The 15831-nt window shown below is 60.2% G+C and carries 15 protein-coding genes; 10 read left to right on the plus strand and 5 right to left on the minus strand.

Annotation, left to right across the window (positions count from 1 at the left end):
- Window positions 1-8: 8 nt before the first annotated feature.
- Genes JNJ45_11385 through JNJ45_11400 form a run of 4 tightly spaced genes read left to right on the plus strand, consistent with a single transcriptional unit; the run spans window position 9 to window position 3245 of the window.
- Window positions 9-617 carry a PilZ domain-containing protein gene (locus JNJ45_11385; protein MBL8049270.1) on the plus strand — a complete coding sequence of 203 codons (609 nt, stop codon included), beginning with the start codon at window positions 9-11 and terminating at the stop codon, window positions 615-617.
- A gap of 51 nt (window positions 618-668) precedes the next feature.
- Window positions 669-1583: an ABC transporter ATP-binding protein gene (locus JNJ45_11390; protein ID MBL8049271.1), complete on the plus strand. Its 915-nt coding sequence runs from the start codon at window positions 669-671 to the stop codon at window positions 1581-1583.
- A complete protein-coding gene (locus JNJ45_11395) occupies window positions 1580-2353 on the plus strand; it encodes an ABC transporter permease subunit (GenBank protein ID MBL8049272.1) in 774 nt (257 codons plus the stop codon). Before JNJ45_11390 ends, JNJ45_11395 begins: the two co-directional genes overlap by 4 nt.
- Window positions 2354-2357: 4 nt before the next feature.
- A complete protein-coding gene (locus tag JNJ45_11400; GenBank protein MBL8049273.1) occupies window positions 2358-3245 on the plus strand; it encodes a hypothetical protein in 888 nt (295 codons plus the stop codon).
- Here JNJ45_11400 and JNJ45_11405 read toward each other — a convergent pair.
- Complete coding sequence (locus JNJ45_11405; protein MBL8049274.1) at window positions 3242-4177, minus strand: S1/P1 nuclease; 936 nt, start codon at window positions 4175-4177, stop codon at window positions 3242-3244. The two genes, JNJ45_11400 and JNJ45_11405, sit on opposite strands and share 4 nt — an antisense overlap.
- A 60-nt stretch (window positions 4178-4237) precedes the next feature.
- Between JNJ45_11405 and JNJ45_11410 the strand changes: the two genes are divergently transcribed.
- Genes JNJ45_11410 through nhaA form a run of 6 tightly spaced genes read left to right on the plus strand, consistent with a single transcriptional unit; the run spans window position 4238 to window position 10567 of the window.
- Window positions 4238-4984, plus strand: coding sequence for a hypothetical protein (locus JNJ45_11410; protein MBL8049275.1), 747 nt, complete (start codon window positions 4238-4240; stop codon window positions 4982-4984).
- A gap of 9 nt (window positions 4985-4993) precedes the next feature.
- Window positions 4994-5329: a hypothetical protein gene (locus JNJ45_11415; protein MBL8049276.1), complete on the plus strand. Its 336-nt coding sequence runs from the start codon at window positions 4994-4996 to the stop codon at window positions 5327-5329.
- A gap of 21 nt (window positions 5330-5350) precedes the next feature.
- Window positions 5351-6238 carry a hypothetical protein gene (locus JNJ45_11420; GenBank protein MBL8049277.1) on the plus strand — a complete coding sequence of 296 codons (888 nt, stop codon included), beginning with the start codon at window positions 5351-5353 and terminating at the stop codon, window positions 6236-6238.
- Between the two features lie 29 nt (window positions 6239-6267).
- Window positions 6268-8175 carry a succinate dehydrogenase (quinone) flavoprotein subunit gene (gene sdhA, locus JNJ45_11425; protein ID MBL8049278.1) on the plus strand — a complete coding sequence of 636 codons (1908 nt, stop codon included), beginning with the start codon at window positions 6268-6270 and terminating at the stop codon, window positions 8173-8175.
- A 41-nt stretch (window positions 8176-8216) separates the two neighbouring features.
- The gene (locus JNJ45_11430) at window positions 8217-9173 is read left to right on the plus strand and encodes a PEP-CTERM sorting domain-containing protein (protein MBL8049279.1); all 957 of its coding nucleotides are present in this window, start codon (window positions 8217-8219) and stop codon (window positions 9171-9173) included.
- A gap of 26 nt (window positions 9174-9199) precedes the next feature.
- Complete coding sequence (gene nhaA / locus JNJ45_11435; GenBank protein ID MBL8049280.1) at window positions 9200-10567, plus strand: Na+/H+ antiporter NhaA; 1368 nt, start codon at window positions 9200-9202, stop codon at window positions 10565-10567.
- Here the strand turns inward: nhaA and JNJ45_11440 are convergent.
- Genes JNJ45_11440 through JNJ45_11455 form a run of 4 tightly spaced genes read right to left on the minus strand, consistent with a single transcriptional unit; the run spans window position 10539 to window position 15806 of the window.
- Window positions 10539-11765, minus strand: coding sequence for a glycosyltransferase family 4 protein (locus JNJ45_11440; GenBank protein ID MBL8049281.1), 1227 nt, complete (start codon window positions 11763-11765; stop codon window positions 10539-10541). The genes nhaA and JNJ45_11440 overlap by 29 nt on opposite strands.
- A 9-nt stretch (window positions 11766-11774) precedes the next feature.
- The gene (locus JNJ45_11445; GenBank protein ID MBL8049282.1) at window positions 11775-12686 is read right to left on the minus strand and encodes an NAD-dependent epimerase/dehydratase family protein; all 912 of its coding nucleotides are present in this window, start codon (window positions 12684-12686) and stop codon (window positions 11775-11777) included.
- Entirely contained in the window at window positions 12683-13420 is a 738-nt protein-coding gene (locus JNJ45_11450; GenBank protein MBL8049283.1) for a hypothetical protein, read from the minus strand. Before JNJ45_11450 ends, JNJ45_11445 begins: the two co-directional genes overlap by 4 nt.
- A gap of 10 nt (window positions 13421-13430) precedes the next feature.
- Window positions 13431-15806, minus strand: coding sequence for a hypothetical protein (locus JNJ45_11455; protein ID MBL8049284.1), 2376 nt, complete (start codon window positions 15804-15806; stop codon window positions 13431-13433).
- Between the last annotated feature and the right edge of the window lie 25 nt (window positions 15807-15831).

Genomic DNA, 15831 nt, shown 5'->3' on the forward strand with positions numbered 1-15831 from the left:
GATCACTTATGCCCGCGAATTTTGAATTCCTGACCGATTACCGCATCAGCCTTTGCACGCCTGGTACGGATCATTGGGTCTCGGGTTATGTGAGAATGGTGGACGGAACTTCGGTTCAGATCGAGTGTCCGCAAGCCCAGCAGTTTGCCGGCGTGAGCAAGTTGACTTGTTACGTTGTGCAGCATGGGCGGCGGATTGATTTCACCGCCACGGTGCAAGAACTGACGAAAGACGGCCTGTTTATCAAGCTCAACTTTGATCTGCGCATCACGCCTTGCGAACAGGTGGGTCGCTACGAGGTGCAGCTTCGGCCATCGGCCCGGATCAACGGCGTCTCCATAGGGGTGCGGGTGCTGGATATCAGCGTAAACGGCATTGGGCTGCAAGTCTCCAACCACGTCGCGGTGGGCTCGGAACTCGTGATTGATTTCTCGCTCGAATCCGGATTGCTTCGTGTCCCCTTTGTGGTGCGACACTGCGAGCCCTCGCCGAGCGGAACTTCTTACCAACTGGGCGCGGTCATTGATACCCACGAAAAGATGGTCGCCACGCGCTTCCAAACATTCGCGCAATCTTTCGATCCTTTCCTCAATTCCGTGCGCAAGCGCGCGAGCTAAAGTTCACAACTTGGCTGAGGTTTTGGCCGTAATCTGCCAACAATTTGCAGTATGAGCGCATTGGCTCTTGAAGCAAAGAACCTCCACATCCAATATCGCCAGAAAGATGGCAAGGTTGTCGAGGCGGTTCGCGACCTGAGTTTCTCGGTTTCTCCTGGTGAAGTCGTCGGATTCCTCGGCCCCAACGGGGCCGGGAAGAGTAGCACGATTAAGCACCTGATGGGCTTTCAAGAAGCGAAGTTCGGCGAGGCGCTGGTGTTCGGCGAAAAAGCTGGCCAACCGTCGGCCAATGCCAAAATTGGCTACCTCCCCGAAGTCGCGCTCTACTATCCATTTTTGACACCGCTGGAAACGCTTAAGCTGTACGGCGAAGTGCAAGGCTTACGCGGCGCCGCGTTGCAAAAGGAAGCCTGCGAACTGCTGGAAATCGTCGGCCTGAGCCATGCCCTCAAGAAGCAAAACCGCACCCTGAGCAAGGGCATGCTGCAGCGAGTTGGCATCGCGCAAAGCCTGCTGGGCTCGCCGCAACTCCTCATCCTTGACGAGGTGACCAGCGGTCTCGACCCGGTCGGCCGAAAAGAACTGCGCAACCTGTTGCTAGAACGCAAACGCAACGGCGCGACCCTCTTTTTTAGCAGTCATGAGTTGGCCGAAGTAGAGATGCTTTGCGATCGCCTGCTGCTGATTCACCAAGGCAAGCTTGTCGAAGAACGCGACTTGCCGACTCTGAAAAACGAGCTGAGAAATTACGCGATTGAGTTCGCCGGACATACCAACCTCACGGACCTAGCCGATCACATTGACAAGACTGGTGCCCAATCCCAGCGCGCAACCTTCGGCAATAAGGAATTGCTGATTCAGGCCGTCGCCAGGATCAACCAAGCGGGCGGCCAGATCATTGATCTTGTCTCGCAAGAAGGCTCGCTCGAAGACTACTTTATTCAAACCATTCAGGAGGCCGCATGACACAAGTTTGGAAAGCCATCGCCCGCGGCGTCGTGATCGAAACGATCCGCCGCAAAGACCTTTGGGTAATCGCCATTCTTGGCTTTATCATCATGCTGAGCGCAGGGGCCCTTGGCTTCTTCGGATTCCAAGGCTTACAGTCGTTCGCCAAGGACCTCGCGGTGAGCGTGCTGGGACTGTTCTCGACGATCATCGCGATCACGACCACCTCGCGGTTGATGCCCGAGGAGATCAAGAATCGCACGCTGTACCCGCTGCTCGCGCGGCCCATTCGACGCATTGATTTGCTCATCGGCAAGCTCGCCGGAGCCATCGCCGTGAGCTGGCTGAGCTTCCTTTTGCTCGCCGTGGTGACCGCCGTTTCGCTCGCGATTTTCCGCGTGACGTTCGAGCCGATCATGCTCCAGTACCTGCTGTGCAAGATGTTTGGACTCGCCGTGGTGTGCGGCGTCACCTTCGCCCTGAGCACCCTCATGACTCCGGCCGCCGCCGCCACGATGAGTTTTATCCTCGCGTTCGGCAGCAGCATGATCGTGCGGGCGTTGGTCATGGCCAATGACGCCAACCCGGGTGCGGGCGGATTTTTCTTTAAGGCGCTCAACGGCGTGCTTCCGCAAGTCAATCTTTTCGATCTCGGCAGCCGCGTGGCCAACGACCAGTGGGGCATGGTTCCCATGTGGGTGGTCGGCGCGCTCCTCGCTTATGCGGTCCTCTACACCAGCGCCATGCTCGGGGTGTCGTGGCTCAAGTTCCGACGCCAGGCGGTTTAAGACCATGAAGGCTTTCATTGGTTCGGCTACCGCGCTCGCCGCGCTCACCATGGGTGGCATCGCCATTCAGGGCGTGCGTCCGATCGCTAATCCCGACGCGCCGGTTGCCGGGCTGGACGCGCACGAGACGCACGGTTCGCTGTCGCTGATCGGGCAGTTTCGCACCAGCGTCAGCGGATGGCTGTGGGTTCGCACCGATCTTTATCTGCATAACGGGGTGCAAATGCGCCCGATGCTGGACCAAGAAAAGCAGCGCAATGTGGTGAGCGAGAACTCCCACGACGGCCTTGACGAAGAGATCGGCCACGCGGCCGTGGTGACCGTCATCCCGAGTCGCGAGCGCGATTTCCGAGGCATTTTCGGCGACATCGAGCGGGCAACTTCCAGCTACAAAGACATGCGGAATCACTCGCACAACGACCCCAAGGGTGCGTTGCCGCTGTTTCGGCTGATGACCTGGATTGACCCGCAATTTATCCCCGGTTGGACGGTCGGGGCCTCGGTGATGTGCCGCGAGAAGAACCGCGCCGCTTACGACAAGGCGCTGGCTTACTTGGAAGAGGGTCTCCGGGCCAACCCCAACAGCATCACCTTGCTCAAGGAAATCGCCTACACCTACGTGCGACCGCTCGACAATTTGAAGGCAGGGAAGGTGTATCTCGACCGTGCCCGCGCGGCAATCGCGCCCGCCGATGTGAGCCGCATGGACGAGGACACCAAGGTTCACGCGCAGGAAGCCTATCGCTGGCTGGTGCTCGTAAACCGCGATCTCGGCCTGCGCCGCGAGGCGCTGGACGTCGCGCAAGAAGGGCTCACCAAATTCCCCGGCGACCACCTCATGTCGAGCGAAGCCGAAAAGCTCAGCCTCCGGCCCCGTCGCCGCACACCCTAATCGCGGAAAATGTAGTCGATCACGGCGGCGAGTCGGCGACCCGCTTGGTTCACCCGCTCCAGAGAAACCTCTTGCGCCCGGCGCTGATACTCAGGGCTCACGGTCGTGGCGAACGGGCTGAGCGGCACGAGCCAGCCGTTCTTGACCTCCTTGTACGCCGAAGTCTTGGCAATCTGCAAACTCTCGCGTGCCCACGCGCCGACATTTGCTTGAATCTGGTTGAGGTTGGTATAGCGCGGAGTCCCGAAGTTCAGGTCCAGCACGCGGTCGAGAATCACCGAAACGCCGAGATCCTCGGCCTTGCCCATCTTGTCCCAAAACGTGTGCAGGTTCCAGTCCTTCCGGGGCTCCCATTTGTGGGTCACGGGGTCCTTCCGCAAGAAAAATATGTTGCCGCCGCGATCGCCCTCGGGGTGGAGCGAGCTGTAGTAGGCCGTCGCGTGGAGCGGCATGTGCAGGTCGCCGATGAGGTGACACACCCACGCCAGAGCGACGGCGCGCGAGTTAGCCGGGTTGCCGGTGTTCTTCGCGAATTCGACCATGGCCACAATCGCTTTTTCGACGTTGCCCGGGCGTTCCGCGGGAGCCTTGCCGCCGGGACCGAGGACCGGATAGTTAATGTAGTGCCAGTCAGGTCGATCCATCCAGGTGCGGCGCACTTTGTCGGGCCAAACGCTTGCCCAATCCAGCGCGCTCGGCTGACCAGCGAGTTCCGGACCAGAACCCAAACTGCCCGCCCCCAGCGTGGGGTAGCCAAAGCTGCCTTCGGCGGCATCTTTCGCCGGGAGATTCGCTAGCAGCGCGTTGACCTTTGCCGGGTCAGCGGTCATTTCCCGCTCGGCAATCCGCCCGATCACCATGTGCCCGGTATCGTGCCAAGCCCAACTGGCGAGGGCCGAACCGGCCAGGAACATAACCGCAAAAGTACGCATATTCCCATTGTAGCGAGTTCGGCGGATGAACTTTCGCGGGGTTGCCGCGTCCTTAACCGCATGATCATCGCCGCCGCTCTCGCGCTCAGCCTCGCTCAACCGGTCGTCCTGGATTTCAAGGTCAACGGCCTCGACCGCCAAGCCCTGGTTTTTGCCGGAACCAACACAGCCAACGCGCCGCTGGTGCTGTGTTTCCACGGTCACGGCGGCAATATGCGCATTATTTCGCGCAGCTATCACGTTCATGAGGATTGGCCCGAAGCCACGGTTGTGTACCTGCAAGGCTTGCCCACGCCCGGTATGACCGACCCCGAGGGCAAGAAGAATGGCTGGGAGATTCGCGGCACCGATCCCGAAAAGACCCGCGACGTTCCGTTTTTTGATGCCGTTTACAACCACTTCAAAAAGAGCGGGACGATTGATATGAACCGGGTGTACGCCATGGGCCATAGCAACGGCGGCGGCATGTCGTTTCTGCTGTGGGCGGCCCGAGGCGAGAAACTCGCGGCGGTTGCGCCGTTCAGTAGCGGCGGGTTCCGACGGTACAACCCGACCAAGCAAGTGCCGGCATTCATTGGCGGCGGCACCGGCGACGAAACCGTGAAGTGGCCGATCCAGCAAGCGTCCATTGATGTGGCGCTGAAGCTCAACGATGTGAAGGAAGTCGGCAAGAAGGGGCCGCTGACCACGTACAAGGGGGCCAACGGCATGGAGGTGCAAACCTACATCACCGATGGCGGCCACAAATTCGACCAGAAGTGGGTGGGCCCGATGGTGGAATTCTTCAAGCGTCACACGCGCAAGTAGACTGTCGGCATGCCCAACTTTTTGGTGACCATTCACCACGCCGAGGATTTCCAATCCAGCCATGTGGATGCCGCGATGATGCAGGCGATTGACGACCTGAACGACGAGATGGTCGCCGCCAACATCCGCCGCTTTGTCGGCGGGTTACAGGGCCGCGATGAAGCCCGCGCCATTGTGGCGAGCGGCGACGAGTTCCAAGTGACGCCGGGTCTGTACTTAGACACCAAGTCGTATGCGGGTGGCCTCTGGGTTTTGGAGGTCGCGAGCATGGACGAGGCGATCGAGTGGGGCAAAAAAGCCGCCGTCGCGTGCCGCGCCGCGGTCGAAGTCCGTCAATTTCATTGAAACCGCAAGTAAGATAACACCATGAAAGTTCTCGCTCTCGCCATCGCCGCACCCGTTTTGCTGGCTTTCACGCCGCCCGCCGTCGGGCCGGTGGAAACCCATTTCACCGCCATGCAAGGGGCCAGCCAATTCACCGTGACGTTCACGGTTACCGAGATTGGCGGCAATCAAGAAGAGCAAACGCTCATGCTCGGCAAGCCCGGATTTCTGAAGTGGGAGACGCCCACGACCCTCACCCTGGTGGACGGCAAGATGACCACGGTGTATAACAAGTCGAAGAAAACCTATACACAAACGCCGGTCAGCACCGACTGGCCGAAGGCGCTCTTCGCCGACGATGCGATTTGGGCGTGGTCGGCATTCTTCGATGCTAACTTCGCCAAGCAGGTCACCAGCTCGCGGGCCGGAAACGGGCGCACCGTGCGTGGCGTGCAAATGAGCGAAGCATCGCTCAGCCGCGAAAAGGGCCCGATCACGGTGTTCTTTGATAAGAAGACCGGCATCGCGCGAGGCGCGACCTACAAAACCGCCCGCGGCGCCGACGTGGTGGTCCAGGTCTCGGCCATGGAAGCTCTAAAGACCGATTTCGATGTGAAGGTGTTTGCGTTTACGCCTCCCGCTGGCGCGACGCTTGCCGCCGCGCCCGACCCCACGCGCAAACTCGTGTTCGCCGATGTGCAGAATGCGCTGGAGCGCAACTGCGGCAGCTGCCATATTCGCGAGTCGCGCGGGCGGGTGAGCCTCGCCTCGGGAGCCGCGGCCAAGCAGAGCGGTGTCATTGGCGATACCGCCAACAACAGCCGCATGATCCAGGCGATTCGCAGCGGGAAAATGCCTCCGCGCGGTCGTGTGAGCCAAGCCGACATGGATTTGCTTGTCAAATGGATTGACGACGGCGCCAACGATTGACCCAAGCCTGAGTAAACTAGCCGAAAGACATGGCAGCCCAACGCACCGTTGTTGTTGTGGGAGGCGGTTTGGCCGGCCTCATGACCACCCTGAAACTCGCTGAAGCGGGGCACAAGGTGAAGCTGTTTAGCGTGGTGCCCGTGAAGCGCAGTCACAGCGTGTGCGCGCAAGGCGGCATCAATGGCGCGGTGAACCTGCGCGGCGAGGGCGACTCGCCGTTTCTGCACTTTGAAGACACGATTACCGGTGGCGACTTCCTGAACCACCAACCGCCGGTGATGCGCATGGCCGAGCGCGCGCCCGCCATTATCTACCTGCTCGACCGCATGGGCGTGCCGTTCAATCGCACGTCGGAAGGCCTCCTCTCGTTCCGACGGTTTGGCGGAACGCTGAAGCATCGCACGGCGCACGCCGGGGCGACCACCGGACAGCAGCTCCTGTACGCGCTGGACGAACAGGTGCGACGATTTGAGGATCAAAACCTGGTCGAAAAGTACGAAGCCTTTGAATTCACGGGGTTAATCAAAGACAGCGAAGGTCGCTGCCGCGGAATCGTGGCGCAAGACCTGCGCACCATGAAGATTGAGGGTCACGCCGCCGACGCGGTCGTGATCGCTACCGGCGGCAACGGGATCATCTTTGGCCGCACGACCAACTCGGTGATCAACTCGGGTTCGGCCGTGAGCATTTGCTACCAAGAGGGGGCGGTGTACGCCAACCCCGAGATGGTGCAGATTCACCCGACCGCGATTGTCGGCGAAGATAAGTGTCGCCTGATGAGCGAGTCGGTACGTGGGGAAGGGGGCCGAGTTTGGACGCCGCGCGACCCCATGGACAGCCGCAAACCGGTGGATATTCCTGAGCAGGATCGCTGGTATGTTTGCGAAGAACTCGACCCGGTGTACGGTAACTTGCTGAGCCGCGATATTGTCAGCTTTATCATTTACTGCGTTTGCCGCATGAACCGCGGCATCGGCGCTAAGCAACAGGTTTATCTCGATATCACACACCTTCACCAAGATCGTGGCGGACGCTTTACGCGCGACCAGATCAACGACAAACTGGAAGGCGTGTTGGAGATTTACGAGAAGTTTATGCGTGAAGATCCGATCGTCACGCCGATGAAGATTTATCCCGCTCAGCACTACACGATGGGTGGACTTTGGGTGGACTACGAAAAGGGCCACGAAGAAACTCTTGACGTGAATAGCCATCGCAATCAGATGACAACGATTCCTGGGCTTTATGCGGCCGGCGAGTGCGAATATCAGTATCACGGCGCGAATCGCTTAGGCGCTAACGCGTTGCTTACCTGCCTTACTGGTGGGGAATTGACCGCCCTTGGCGTGCAAGCCTATTTGCGCAATCTGCCCGCCACTGGTGAGGACCTTGCGAGCAGCGTGGTGGCCGATGCGGTCAGCAAGAACCAGTCGCAATATGACGACATTCTTAAGTCCAGCGGCACCGACAATCCGTATCAAGTGCACGATGATTTGACCAAGGTGATGTGGAACAACTGCGGAATTTGGCGCGTGCAAAAGGACTTGCTGCAAGCCAAGAGTGACCTCAACGATCTGACCGATCGGGCGAAAAAGTGTGCCGTCATTGACGGCACGGCGTGGAGCAATCAGGCCGCTCCGTTCACCCGCGCGCTGCAAAATATGGTCGAGATGTCGAAGGCGATTGTGGAAGGCGCGCTTACCCGCGACGAGTCGCGCGGCGCTCACTTTAAGATGGACACGCCCGACCGCAACGACGACAAGTGGCTGTGCACAACCAAGGCGAGTTGGACCGCGGCTGGCCCGACGATTGACCTCAGCGAGAAGATTGAGTGCAACGTCATGGCGCCGCGGGCCCGGAAATACCGCATCAACCAGAACATGATTGTTAAGGAAATCATGGGCGAAGATGCCCTTTCCGGCGTCGGCAAAAAATAGTTCGTCCAAATCCGCCCGGCGTGTGATACAACTCTAGAGTCATGCTCAAACATGCTCTTGCTTTAGGTTGTCTCGCCGCGCTGCCGCTCGTCTCCAGCGCCTCCTACGAAATGGGCCTGGTGATGCAGGGGCTGAAGGTTCACCGGTGGGATCCGGTGAGCAACACCTACCTGGGTAACTTCAATCTGCTGGCGAGCGGCACCTCGATAATTTCGTATCAATCAACCGGCGAATCCTACGTTTTGTCGGGCAGTTGGGTCTACAAATACGATTACAATTCGGGCGAATATCGCGGGCGAGTTGACGTCGGTGCCGGGGCGGGTTCCATCTCCAAAGGTATGAACGATGGCGAGTTCCTTATCGGTTACTCGGGCAACGTGCTACGCCGAAGCGTAGCGACAGGAGCTGCCATTGGCACTCCCCTCGCTTGGGCGGGCGGCGGATTTTCGTACCTTGAAGGCGCAGCTGCCATGCGCAGCACCGGCGTGTATTATCTGCTCGCGGAACGAACAACCTACTTTGAGGATTATGATTACCTGATCGGCGTCAATTCTTCGAGTACCTGGGTCGGAAACTTCCGCAACGCGGGTATTTGGGGAGGCACGAATAGCGGGATTCGTGGAGGAGATGTAAGCGGCAACTTGGTAGGATTCTTGACTACCATCTCTGGTTCAAACCAGTTCTCAACCGAATATGCCCGCCGCAACGCCTCGGACACGTTGGATTACGCATTTGATAACCTTTCGATCGGAGCCTCTCGGCCCAGTTATATGCTGTTTGGCCACAACGAATCGGCCGTCAGACTTCTGGGGTCGAACAGCGGATACTTCTTCACGCGGACATCCTTTGATGGTGGCTTTGGCGCCACGCAAACGTTACTCAGTTGGATTGATCCTGCAGCGGACGTAAATGGCTTTAGCATGATCGTCGCGCCTGAACCCGGCTCGCTCGCCGCCATTGGGCTCGGCGCGCTGCTCCTGCTCCGAAAGCGCAAATAGGCACCCGGCTCGGGTATCTATTATAGATGCGAGCGCCTCGTTCCGAATTTGGTGACGCCTTGCCGAACCGTTCAGGACGGGCGGCCCGCATCGCGCGGAGCCGAAGGTTTTTCCGACCTCTGTTGGAGTTCTCGCACACCACCAGCGCGGGCGGCATCGTTCTGCTCGCTGCCACAATCGTCGCGCTCGTGTGGAGCAACGTCGTCGGCGTGGAGGCTTACACCCGCTTTTTTGAAACCAAGATTGGCCTCAGTTGGGGCGATGCTGGGTTCAAAATGTCGATTCGCCATTGGGTGGACGACTTCCTCATGTCGATCTTCTTCCTCGTGGTGGGGCTAGAGATCAAGCGCGAGCTCTTTATGGGCGAGCTCAGCACACGTCGCAAAGCCACGCTTCCGGCGCTTGCCGCTCTCGGGGGAATGGTGATTCCGGCGGGAATTTTCTTGCTTCTGAATTCGGGTCAGGCTTCCGCGCGCGCCTGGGGGATCCCGATGGCCACCGACATCGCGTTTTCGCTGGGGTTGCTTTCGTTGCTCGGCAACCGCGTGCCGACCTCGCTGAAGGTGTTCCTGGCGGCGTACGCCATCGTTGACGACCTCGGCGCGATCCTCGTCATCACGCTCTTCTATTCATCGGGCGTCAACGCCATGGGCCTGCTTGTGGCGGCCGGGTTTTTGCTGGCCATGGGTCTGCTCAACTTCATGGGGGTGCGCCGACTCTTCCCCTACATGGCTCTGGGGCTGGGAGTTTGGGCGGGCATTTACAGCAGTGGCGTGCATGCCTCCATCGCCGGGGTGCTCGTCGCGTTCACCATTCCGCTATGGGTGCGCATGGATCGCACCGCGTTTTTGGAGCGGGCGAAGGCGAGTTTGCAAGAGATTGAAGAAGGCGGCAGCAGCGACGAGCCGCACCTGACCGACGAGGAGCAGTATCACCTTGGCCGGTTGGAGCGGGCAATCGAGAATGCGCAGTTCCCGTTGCAACGCCTCGAGAACTTGCTCCATAGCGGCGTCGCTTTTGTCGTGCTGCCGCTGTTTGCCTTAGCCAATGCGGGTGTGCCGCTCGGCGGCGGTCAGCTGGGCAGTTCCTTGTCGCTCGGCATCATCCTGGGCTTGGTGTTCGGGAAGCCGCTGGGCATCGTGGCGTTTGCTTGGCTCGGCGCGAAACTCAAGCTTTGCGATTTGCCGAAGCATTCCAATTGGGGGCAGATTGTGGGCGTCGGCTTCCTTGGCGGGGTGGGATTCACCATGGCGATTTTCATCAGCAACCTCGCGCTGGATTCGGCCGCAGTTCAGAATCAGGCGAAGCTCGCGATTCTTGTCGCCAGTGGCGTGGCCGCGGTGGTGGGGCTGTTGATCGTGAAGCTCAGCTCGCGTCGGCGCTTCCGGCTGTAGCCAATACGTCGCAAATGCGCTGCCCGAACAACTCGGAGCGGTGGTTCTCGGAGAACCGGCGATTGTTCTCGCCCTGGGCCTGAGTCTCTTTGGGCCGAGTGGAGAGCCTCGCCAACGCCTGCGCGACATCTGCCGGATCGAAGACATTCGCCACCTCGCCGAGATTGTTCTCAAGGACAAAGTGGTCGCAGAGCCCTTGGTTTTGGGCAAGCACCGGCTTGCCCATGGTGCCGGCGTTAATCAGCACGCTGCTCATGCCAAAAAAGTGGATGTAGCCCAGCCAGGCCACGTCGCACGCGACGAACGCCGCGCACTCTTCTTCGTCGCTCAAAAATCGGTCGTGGACGAACAGTCGCCCCTCGGCGACCAGTCGCTGCGCGGTTTCGCCAGCGAGCATTTCCTTGACGCCGGCATCGCTGCGACCGGCGTGTAAGCCCACAACATGGGCGGGGCAGTCGGGGTGCGCGAGTCCGGCGATCATCTCGGCCACGCCCTTGCGCGGCGTCATCGCGCCGTAGTTCAGCAGCACGAACTTATCCTCGGGCACACCAAAGTGAGCCCGCGCGCCGGGCCGAATCTCAAACGGTTTGTAGGCGCCGGTATCCGGAATGTAGATGCCCTTATCCGCGCCTCGCCAGCCCATTTTCTTGGGGTACTCGGTGAGTAGAGGATCGATATTGACGATGCGCTGGAGGGTGGGAATACGCAGCAAACGCTCGTACGCCCAGCCCATCAGACGGTCGCGGCGACTCAGTTTCTCGACCCGCAAACCCATCGTCGGCGCGTGAAAGTAGCGGTTCATAAGCAAGCCGACAAACGGGGCTTTGTCGTAGGGCGAGCCGAGTACGCCCATCGGCAGGTCGCTCTTTTCGAGCGCGACTTGGTACACGATGTCGGGTTGAAAGTCGCGGAGGCTCGCGCGGAATCCGTCGCGCATGGCGAACCACCGCTGGAAGTGTTGCCAAATCTTCTTCTTGTTGGAGAAGTTTTCCGAGTTAACTATATCGGTCATCAGCGAGGTGGAGAATTTTCCAGCAAACTCCTCGTTGAGCATCGCGAACACCTGGTGATCGAGCGCCCGTTGGGTGGTGACAAGGTGCACCTGCCAGCCGCGGCGCACGGCCTCGCGCAGGATGATGCGAAAGTGGAGCCCCAGATAATGCCCCTTCGGCTCTCCGTCAACAACCGTTAGCTTCATGAACGAAGGTTAATTATGGCCATTTGCCAGGTGCTCTTGAGCCCATGTGATGGTCTCTCGCAAGCCGTCGGCGAGGCTCACGCTCGGTTCGAACCCGAGCCCCCGCTGGATCTTGCTGATATCGAGGGTTTTGCGGAGCGTGCCATCGGGCTTTGTCGTGTCCCAGGTCGTCGTTCCCTGGAACCCCACAAGTTCGAGAATCAGTTCGGCCATCTCACGGATCGGCATCTCGCGACCGCTGCCGACGTTCCAAAGTTCGCCATGGGCTTCAGGTTTCAAGCCTAGCAACACCGCGCGGGCGGCATCGCGGACGTGGATAAAGTCGCGGGTCGCTCGCCCGGTGCCCCAAATTTTGAACTCCGGTTCGCCCCGGCGCACGGTCTCGATGGCGCGCCGGATGAGACCGCTGGCGACGTGGCTCTTGGCTTCGTCGAAGTGGTCGCCCGCGCCGTAAATGTTGCTCGGCACCATGGTGGCAAATGTCAGACGACCTTCTTTGGCCAGGGCCTCGGCGGCAGCATGCACCATGCGCTTGCTATGGCCGTAGGCGGCCACGCTGGGGGCGGGCGGACCGGTGTTGACCGAGTCCTCGGGCGTTGGAATCGGCGCATCTTCGGGGTAGATGCAGGCGGTGCTCACCAGCACAAAGTGGCCGCCGCGCTCGGCCAACGCCTCCAGGACGTTGATGCCCATGCGCGTGTTGTGGACGGCTACACTACCGGCGTTGGCGAGTTGAAATCCGAGACCGCCCACGTGCGCGCCTGAATGGATGATGGTGTCTACACCGCGGTCGCGCACAAACCGACGAACCGCGTCGAAATTGAGCAGGTCAACTTCGGCGCGGGTCGTGGCGACGGCGTCGGGGCGTTGGCGGGCGAGTTCTCGGCCAAGAAATCCGCCGCCGCCGGTGATCCAGATCATAGGTAGGAAAGTACGTGAATCTGCTGGCGATTGGCCTTCGTTACGACGATGACGACATCCACCGAGCGGGCTTCGCCTAGCAGACCTGCGGGTAGCGAGGTGCCCAGCGAGATGGATGGTTGGTTTGCGGCAATGACACCTGAGAAGTTCTTGGTGAATCCTGAAGTTGAGTTGCTCGCCCTCGCCGCGATCGTGTACTTTGCGCCTACCGCTGCGGGGGTAGTTGGCCACTGCGCCGAGACTCGATAAGTGGGTCCGTTGCTCGCAACTTTGAGTAATCCTTGTTTGACAAATGATCCTTGTCGGAAAGGAGGCGTTGTCATGCCTCCGCGGCAGGAGCCCGAGATGAATTGGAAGTCCATACCAGGTTGATCTTCATTTGCTTCGGCATACGCCGCCGACACGACAGATGTGATACTGTCATACACGGCCTGTGTCATACGAAAGGAGACAACTGTATTAAAATCGCCACCCGCGGGCTTAAGGGCTACTCCTTCGATGTAGTCGCTCGGGGTAGGTGTGTTGGGAGCGTATACGGAAGTGGTTTGATCAAGCGTTCCATCTGGTTCTGCGGTATCAATCGTGTAAGCCGTAGTGACGATGCACACTCGGCCATTGGGATTGAACGTCTTGCTCACTTTCATTTTTGTGATCGGAACATAGTCTGGAAAGGCTTTCTGAGGTTGGACATCTCCCTGACTCAGAACTGCGGCGACAACAAGTTGACTAATCATCAATAAACCCTCACGCGGATGTTAGCCGATCAAATATTCGCGCCGCAAGGGCTTCGGCGGAAATGTCAAAAGTCTCCTGAAACTCAAGCACCTTGTCCCGATCTTCGGCGGCGGCGAGCTTGGGATTGAGGTTCAGTTCGCGCAGCAGCGCCATGCACTCGCCAACCACCTCGTCATCTTCCGCGGCCAACCCGTAACGCAGGGCCTCGTTGGCAAATTCCTCGATCTCACCTAAGCCGTAGGCGTCCATGGCCAGCTGCCGAAACTGCGCCGCCGCCCGCTCCAAGTCGCCAAAGGTTCGATAGTTTTCCGCGATCAGGGCCCGGGCGTTACGGGCTTGGCGTTCGTTGCCTTGCGCGGCAAACGCCACCTCGGCGCGCGACAACAAATCGGTGGCCTCCGGAAAGCGCTTTTGTTCGGTCGCCAAACGACCTAGGTTCACCAGAACATGCGGCACTCGTAATACGTCCGCCACCGTAGCCGCCGCCAAAGCCTGCTGCAGGCACTCCTCACCGCGTTCCAAGTTGCCCGCGCTGGCGTGCGCCAGCCCCAGGTTTGTGAGTACTTTGACGAGCAAAGCCGTGGGCGGCTCGTGCGGAGTTTTGCTCACCGCCCGCTCCATATGCGCAATCGCGGATTCGAAATCCTGCTTCGACCACGCGAGCACACCCGCCATCGAGTCCACTTCGGGCGACAACTGCGCGGCCGGCAGCCGCGCGAGCGCCGCCTCCGCCCACGAGCGTCCTTCGGCCGCGCGATTGGTCGCCAGCCAAAAGCCGTGCAGCAACACCGCCAGTTCCGCGCGTCGCGCAGGCTCGACAATCCACTCAAACGCCGAGCGAACGTTGGGGTGTTCCGCGCTCAAGCGCGCGAGCCACACTGCCTGCGACTCGCCCTGCAGCATCGGGTGCGCCTCGCGAGCAAGCTCCTCCACATAGCCGATCAGGCGCTCTTTGACCTCGGTCATGCGGGCGGAATGCTGCTGCAAACGCTCCAACGCGAACCCGCGAACCGGCTCCAAGAACCGGTAGCGCCGATCGTCACGATGAATGAGGCTGGCCCGCGCGAGTTCCTCGACAATGCCATCCAGATCGTCGGCCTCAGTCAAGTTCAGCACGGCCATCGCCGACCAATAGTCGAACCCGCCGATGAGGACGCTCAGATTTTCCAGAGCCTGGCGTGCCGGAGCGGAGAGCAGGTCCACGCTCCAGCCGATCACGCTTTCCATCCCCGCGTGACGGTCGTTCAGCGAATCGGGCGAGCGCAAAAACTTGGTCGAAGAGCGCATGCGCTCGTACACTTGGTCCGGGCTAAACGCCTCGCAACGCGCCGCGGCCAGTTCCATGGCGAGCGGAATCCCGTTCACTTGCTCGCAGATTTTCAGCGTGAGGTCGGCGCTCGCGGTGACGCCCAGCGCATCGAGGCGCGCGGTCAAAAGTTCCGCCGCCGCGCTCGGCGGCAACGGCGGAATCGGCACCTGCACCTGTCCGGCCAACGGCAATCCGACGCGGCTGGTGGCGAGCACGACCAGCGTAGCGTCCGTCGAAAGCGCGTCTTGCACCACCCGCGTAATGTTCTTGAGCACGTGCTCGCAATTGTCCAAAATCAGCAGGCGCGGCTGACCGGCGGTGAGTTCGCTCAGCGAACGCTGCACCACGCCGCGCATATGCTCCACCGAATCGAGCGCAGGAAGTTCGCTCAGGTCGCAAAAGACGAGTCCACCCGGAAAGAACCCGGCCGCCGCGAGTCCAACGTCAATCGCCAGGCGGGTTTTGCCGGTGCCGCCGAACCCCGTCATCGTCACCAAGCGCGCTTTTTGCAGTCGGCGAAGGATGTCCTCACGCAAATCCTCGCGTCCGATAATCGGCGTGAGCGGCAAAGGAATCAGCACCGGCCCCGCGCAGGGCAGCATCATCAGAGGAAGGTCGTTCGCAAGTTCGGCAACGGCAACCAAGTCGCTGATGCCCTTGAGTCGCACGACGCCCAGCGCTCGGTGGGGCATCGAACCCGCGAGGGCGAGCGGTAACAACACGCGGCCTGGCTCGCCCAACGCCACGAGTCGCGCCGCCAGGTTCAAGGCGGGCCCAAAGAAGTCGTTTTCGGTGGACTCGACTTCGCCCGCAGTGACCGCGATGCGGACCGGCAAACTCAGGTCGGTGGCCTGAGCCTCGTGCGCCGCCGCACATGCTGCCGCAACATCAGTAAATGCGGCGTAAACCGCGTCGCCGACGGTCTTAAAAATGTGTCCGCCATGACGCTCCACAATCGCGCCAAGCGCGGCGAAATGCACCGGCAACAGGTCGCGCATGAGGGCGGGTTCAACTTCCCAGCGCCGCGTCGAATCGACGACGTCGGTAAACAAGAATGCCCGATTGACCGTGCTCACCAAACCCCCCTAATTGTTGCCGCAA

The organism is Chthonomonas sp., assembly GCA_016788425.1.
Lineage (GTDB): Bacteria > Armatimonadota > Fimbriimonadia > Fimbriimonadales > Fimbriimonadaceae > JAEURQ01.

Coding starts and splice junctions, on each gene's coding strand:
- JNJ45_11385 (MBL8049270.1), top strand. CDS start 9: ATGCCCGCGAATTTTGAATTCCTGACCGATTACCGCATCAGCCTTTGC.
- JNJ45_11390 (MBL8049271.1), top strand. CDS start 669: ATGAGCGCATTGGCTCTTGAAGCAAAGAACCTCCACATCCAATATCGC.
- JNJ45_11395 (MBL8049272.1), top strand. CDS start 1,580: ATGACACAAGTTTGGAAAGCCATCGCCCGCGGCGTCGTGATCGAAACG.
- JNJ45_11400 (MBL8049273.1), top strand. CDS start 2,358: ATGAAGGCTTTCATTGGTTCGGCTACCGCGCTCGCCGCGCTCACCATG.
- JNJ45_11405 (MBL8049274.1), bottom strand. CDS start 4,177: ATGCGTACTTTTGCGGTTATGTTCCTGGCCGGTTCGGCCCTCGCCAGT.
- JNJ45_11410 (MBL8049275.1), top strand. CDS start 4,238: ATGATCATCGCCGCCGCTCTCGCGCTCAGCCTCGCTCAACCGGTCGTC.
- JNJ45_11415 (MBL8049276.1), top strand. CDS start 4,994: ATGCCCAACTTTTTGGTGACCATTCACCACGCCGAGGATTTCCAATCC.
- JNJ45_11420 (MBL8049277.1), top strand. CDS start 5,351: ATGAAAGTTCTCGCTCTCGCCATCGCCGCACCCGTTTTGCTGGCTTTC.
- sdhA (MBL8049278.1), top strand. CDS start 6,268: ATGGCAGCCCAACGCACCGTTGTTGTTGTGGGAGGCGGTTTGGCCGGC.
- JNJ45_11430 (MBL8049279.1), top strand. CDS start 8,217: ATGCTCAAACATGCTCTTGCTTTAGGTTGTCTCGCCGCGCTGCCGCTC.
- nhaA (MBL8049280.1), top strand. CDS start 9,200: ATGCGAGCGCCTCGTTCCGAATTTGGTGACGCCTTGCCGAACCGTTCA.
- JNJ45_11440 (MBL8049281.1), bottom strand. CDS start 11,765: ATGAAGCTAACGGTTGTTGACGGAGAGCCGAAGGGGCATTATCTGGGG.
- JNJ45_11445 (MBL8049282.1), bottom strand. CDS start 12,686: ATGATCTGGATCACCGGCGGCGGCGGATTTCTTGGCCGAGAACTCGCC.
- JNJ45_11450 (MBL8049283.1), bottom strand. CDS start 13,420: ATGATTAGTCAACTTGTTGTCGCCGCAGTTCTGAGTCAGGGAGATGTC.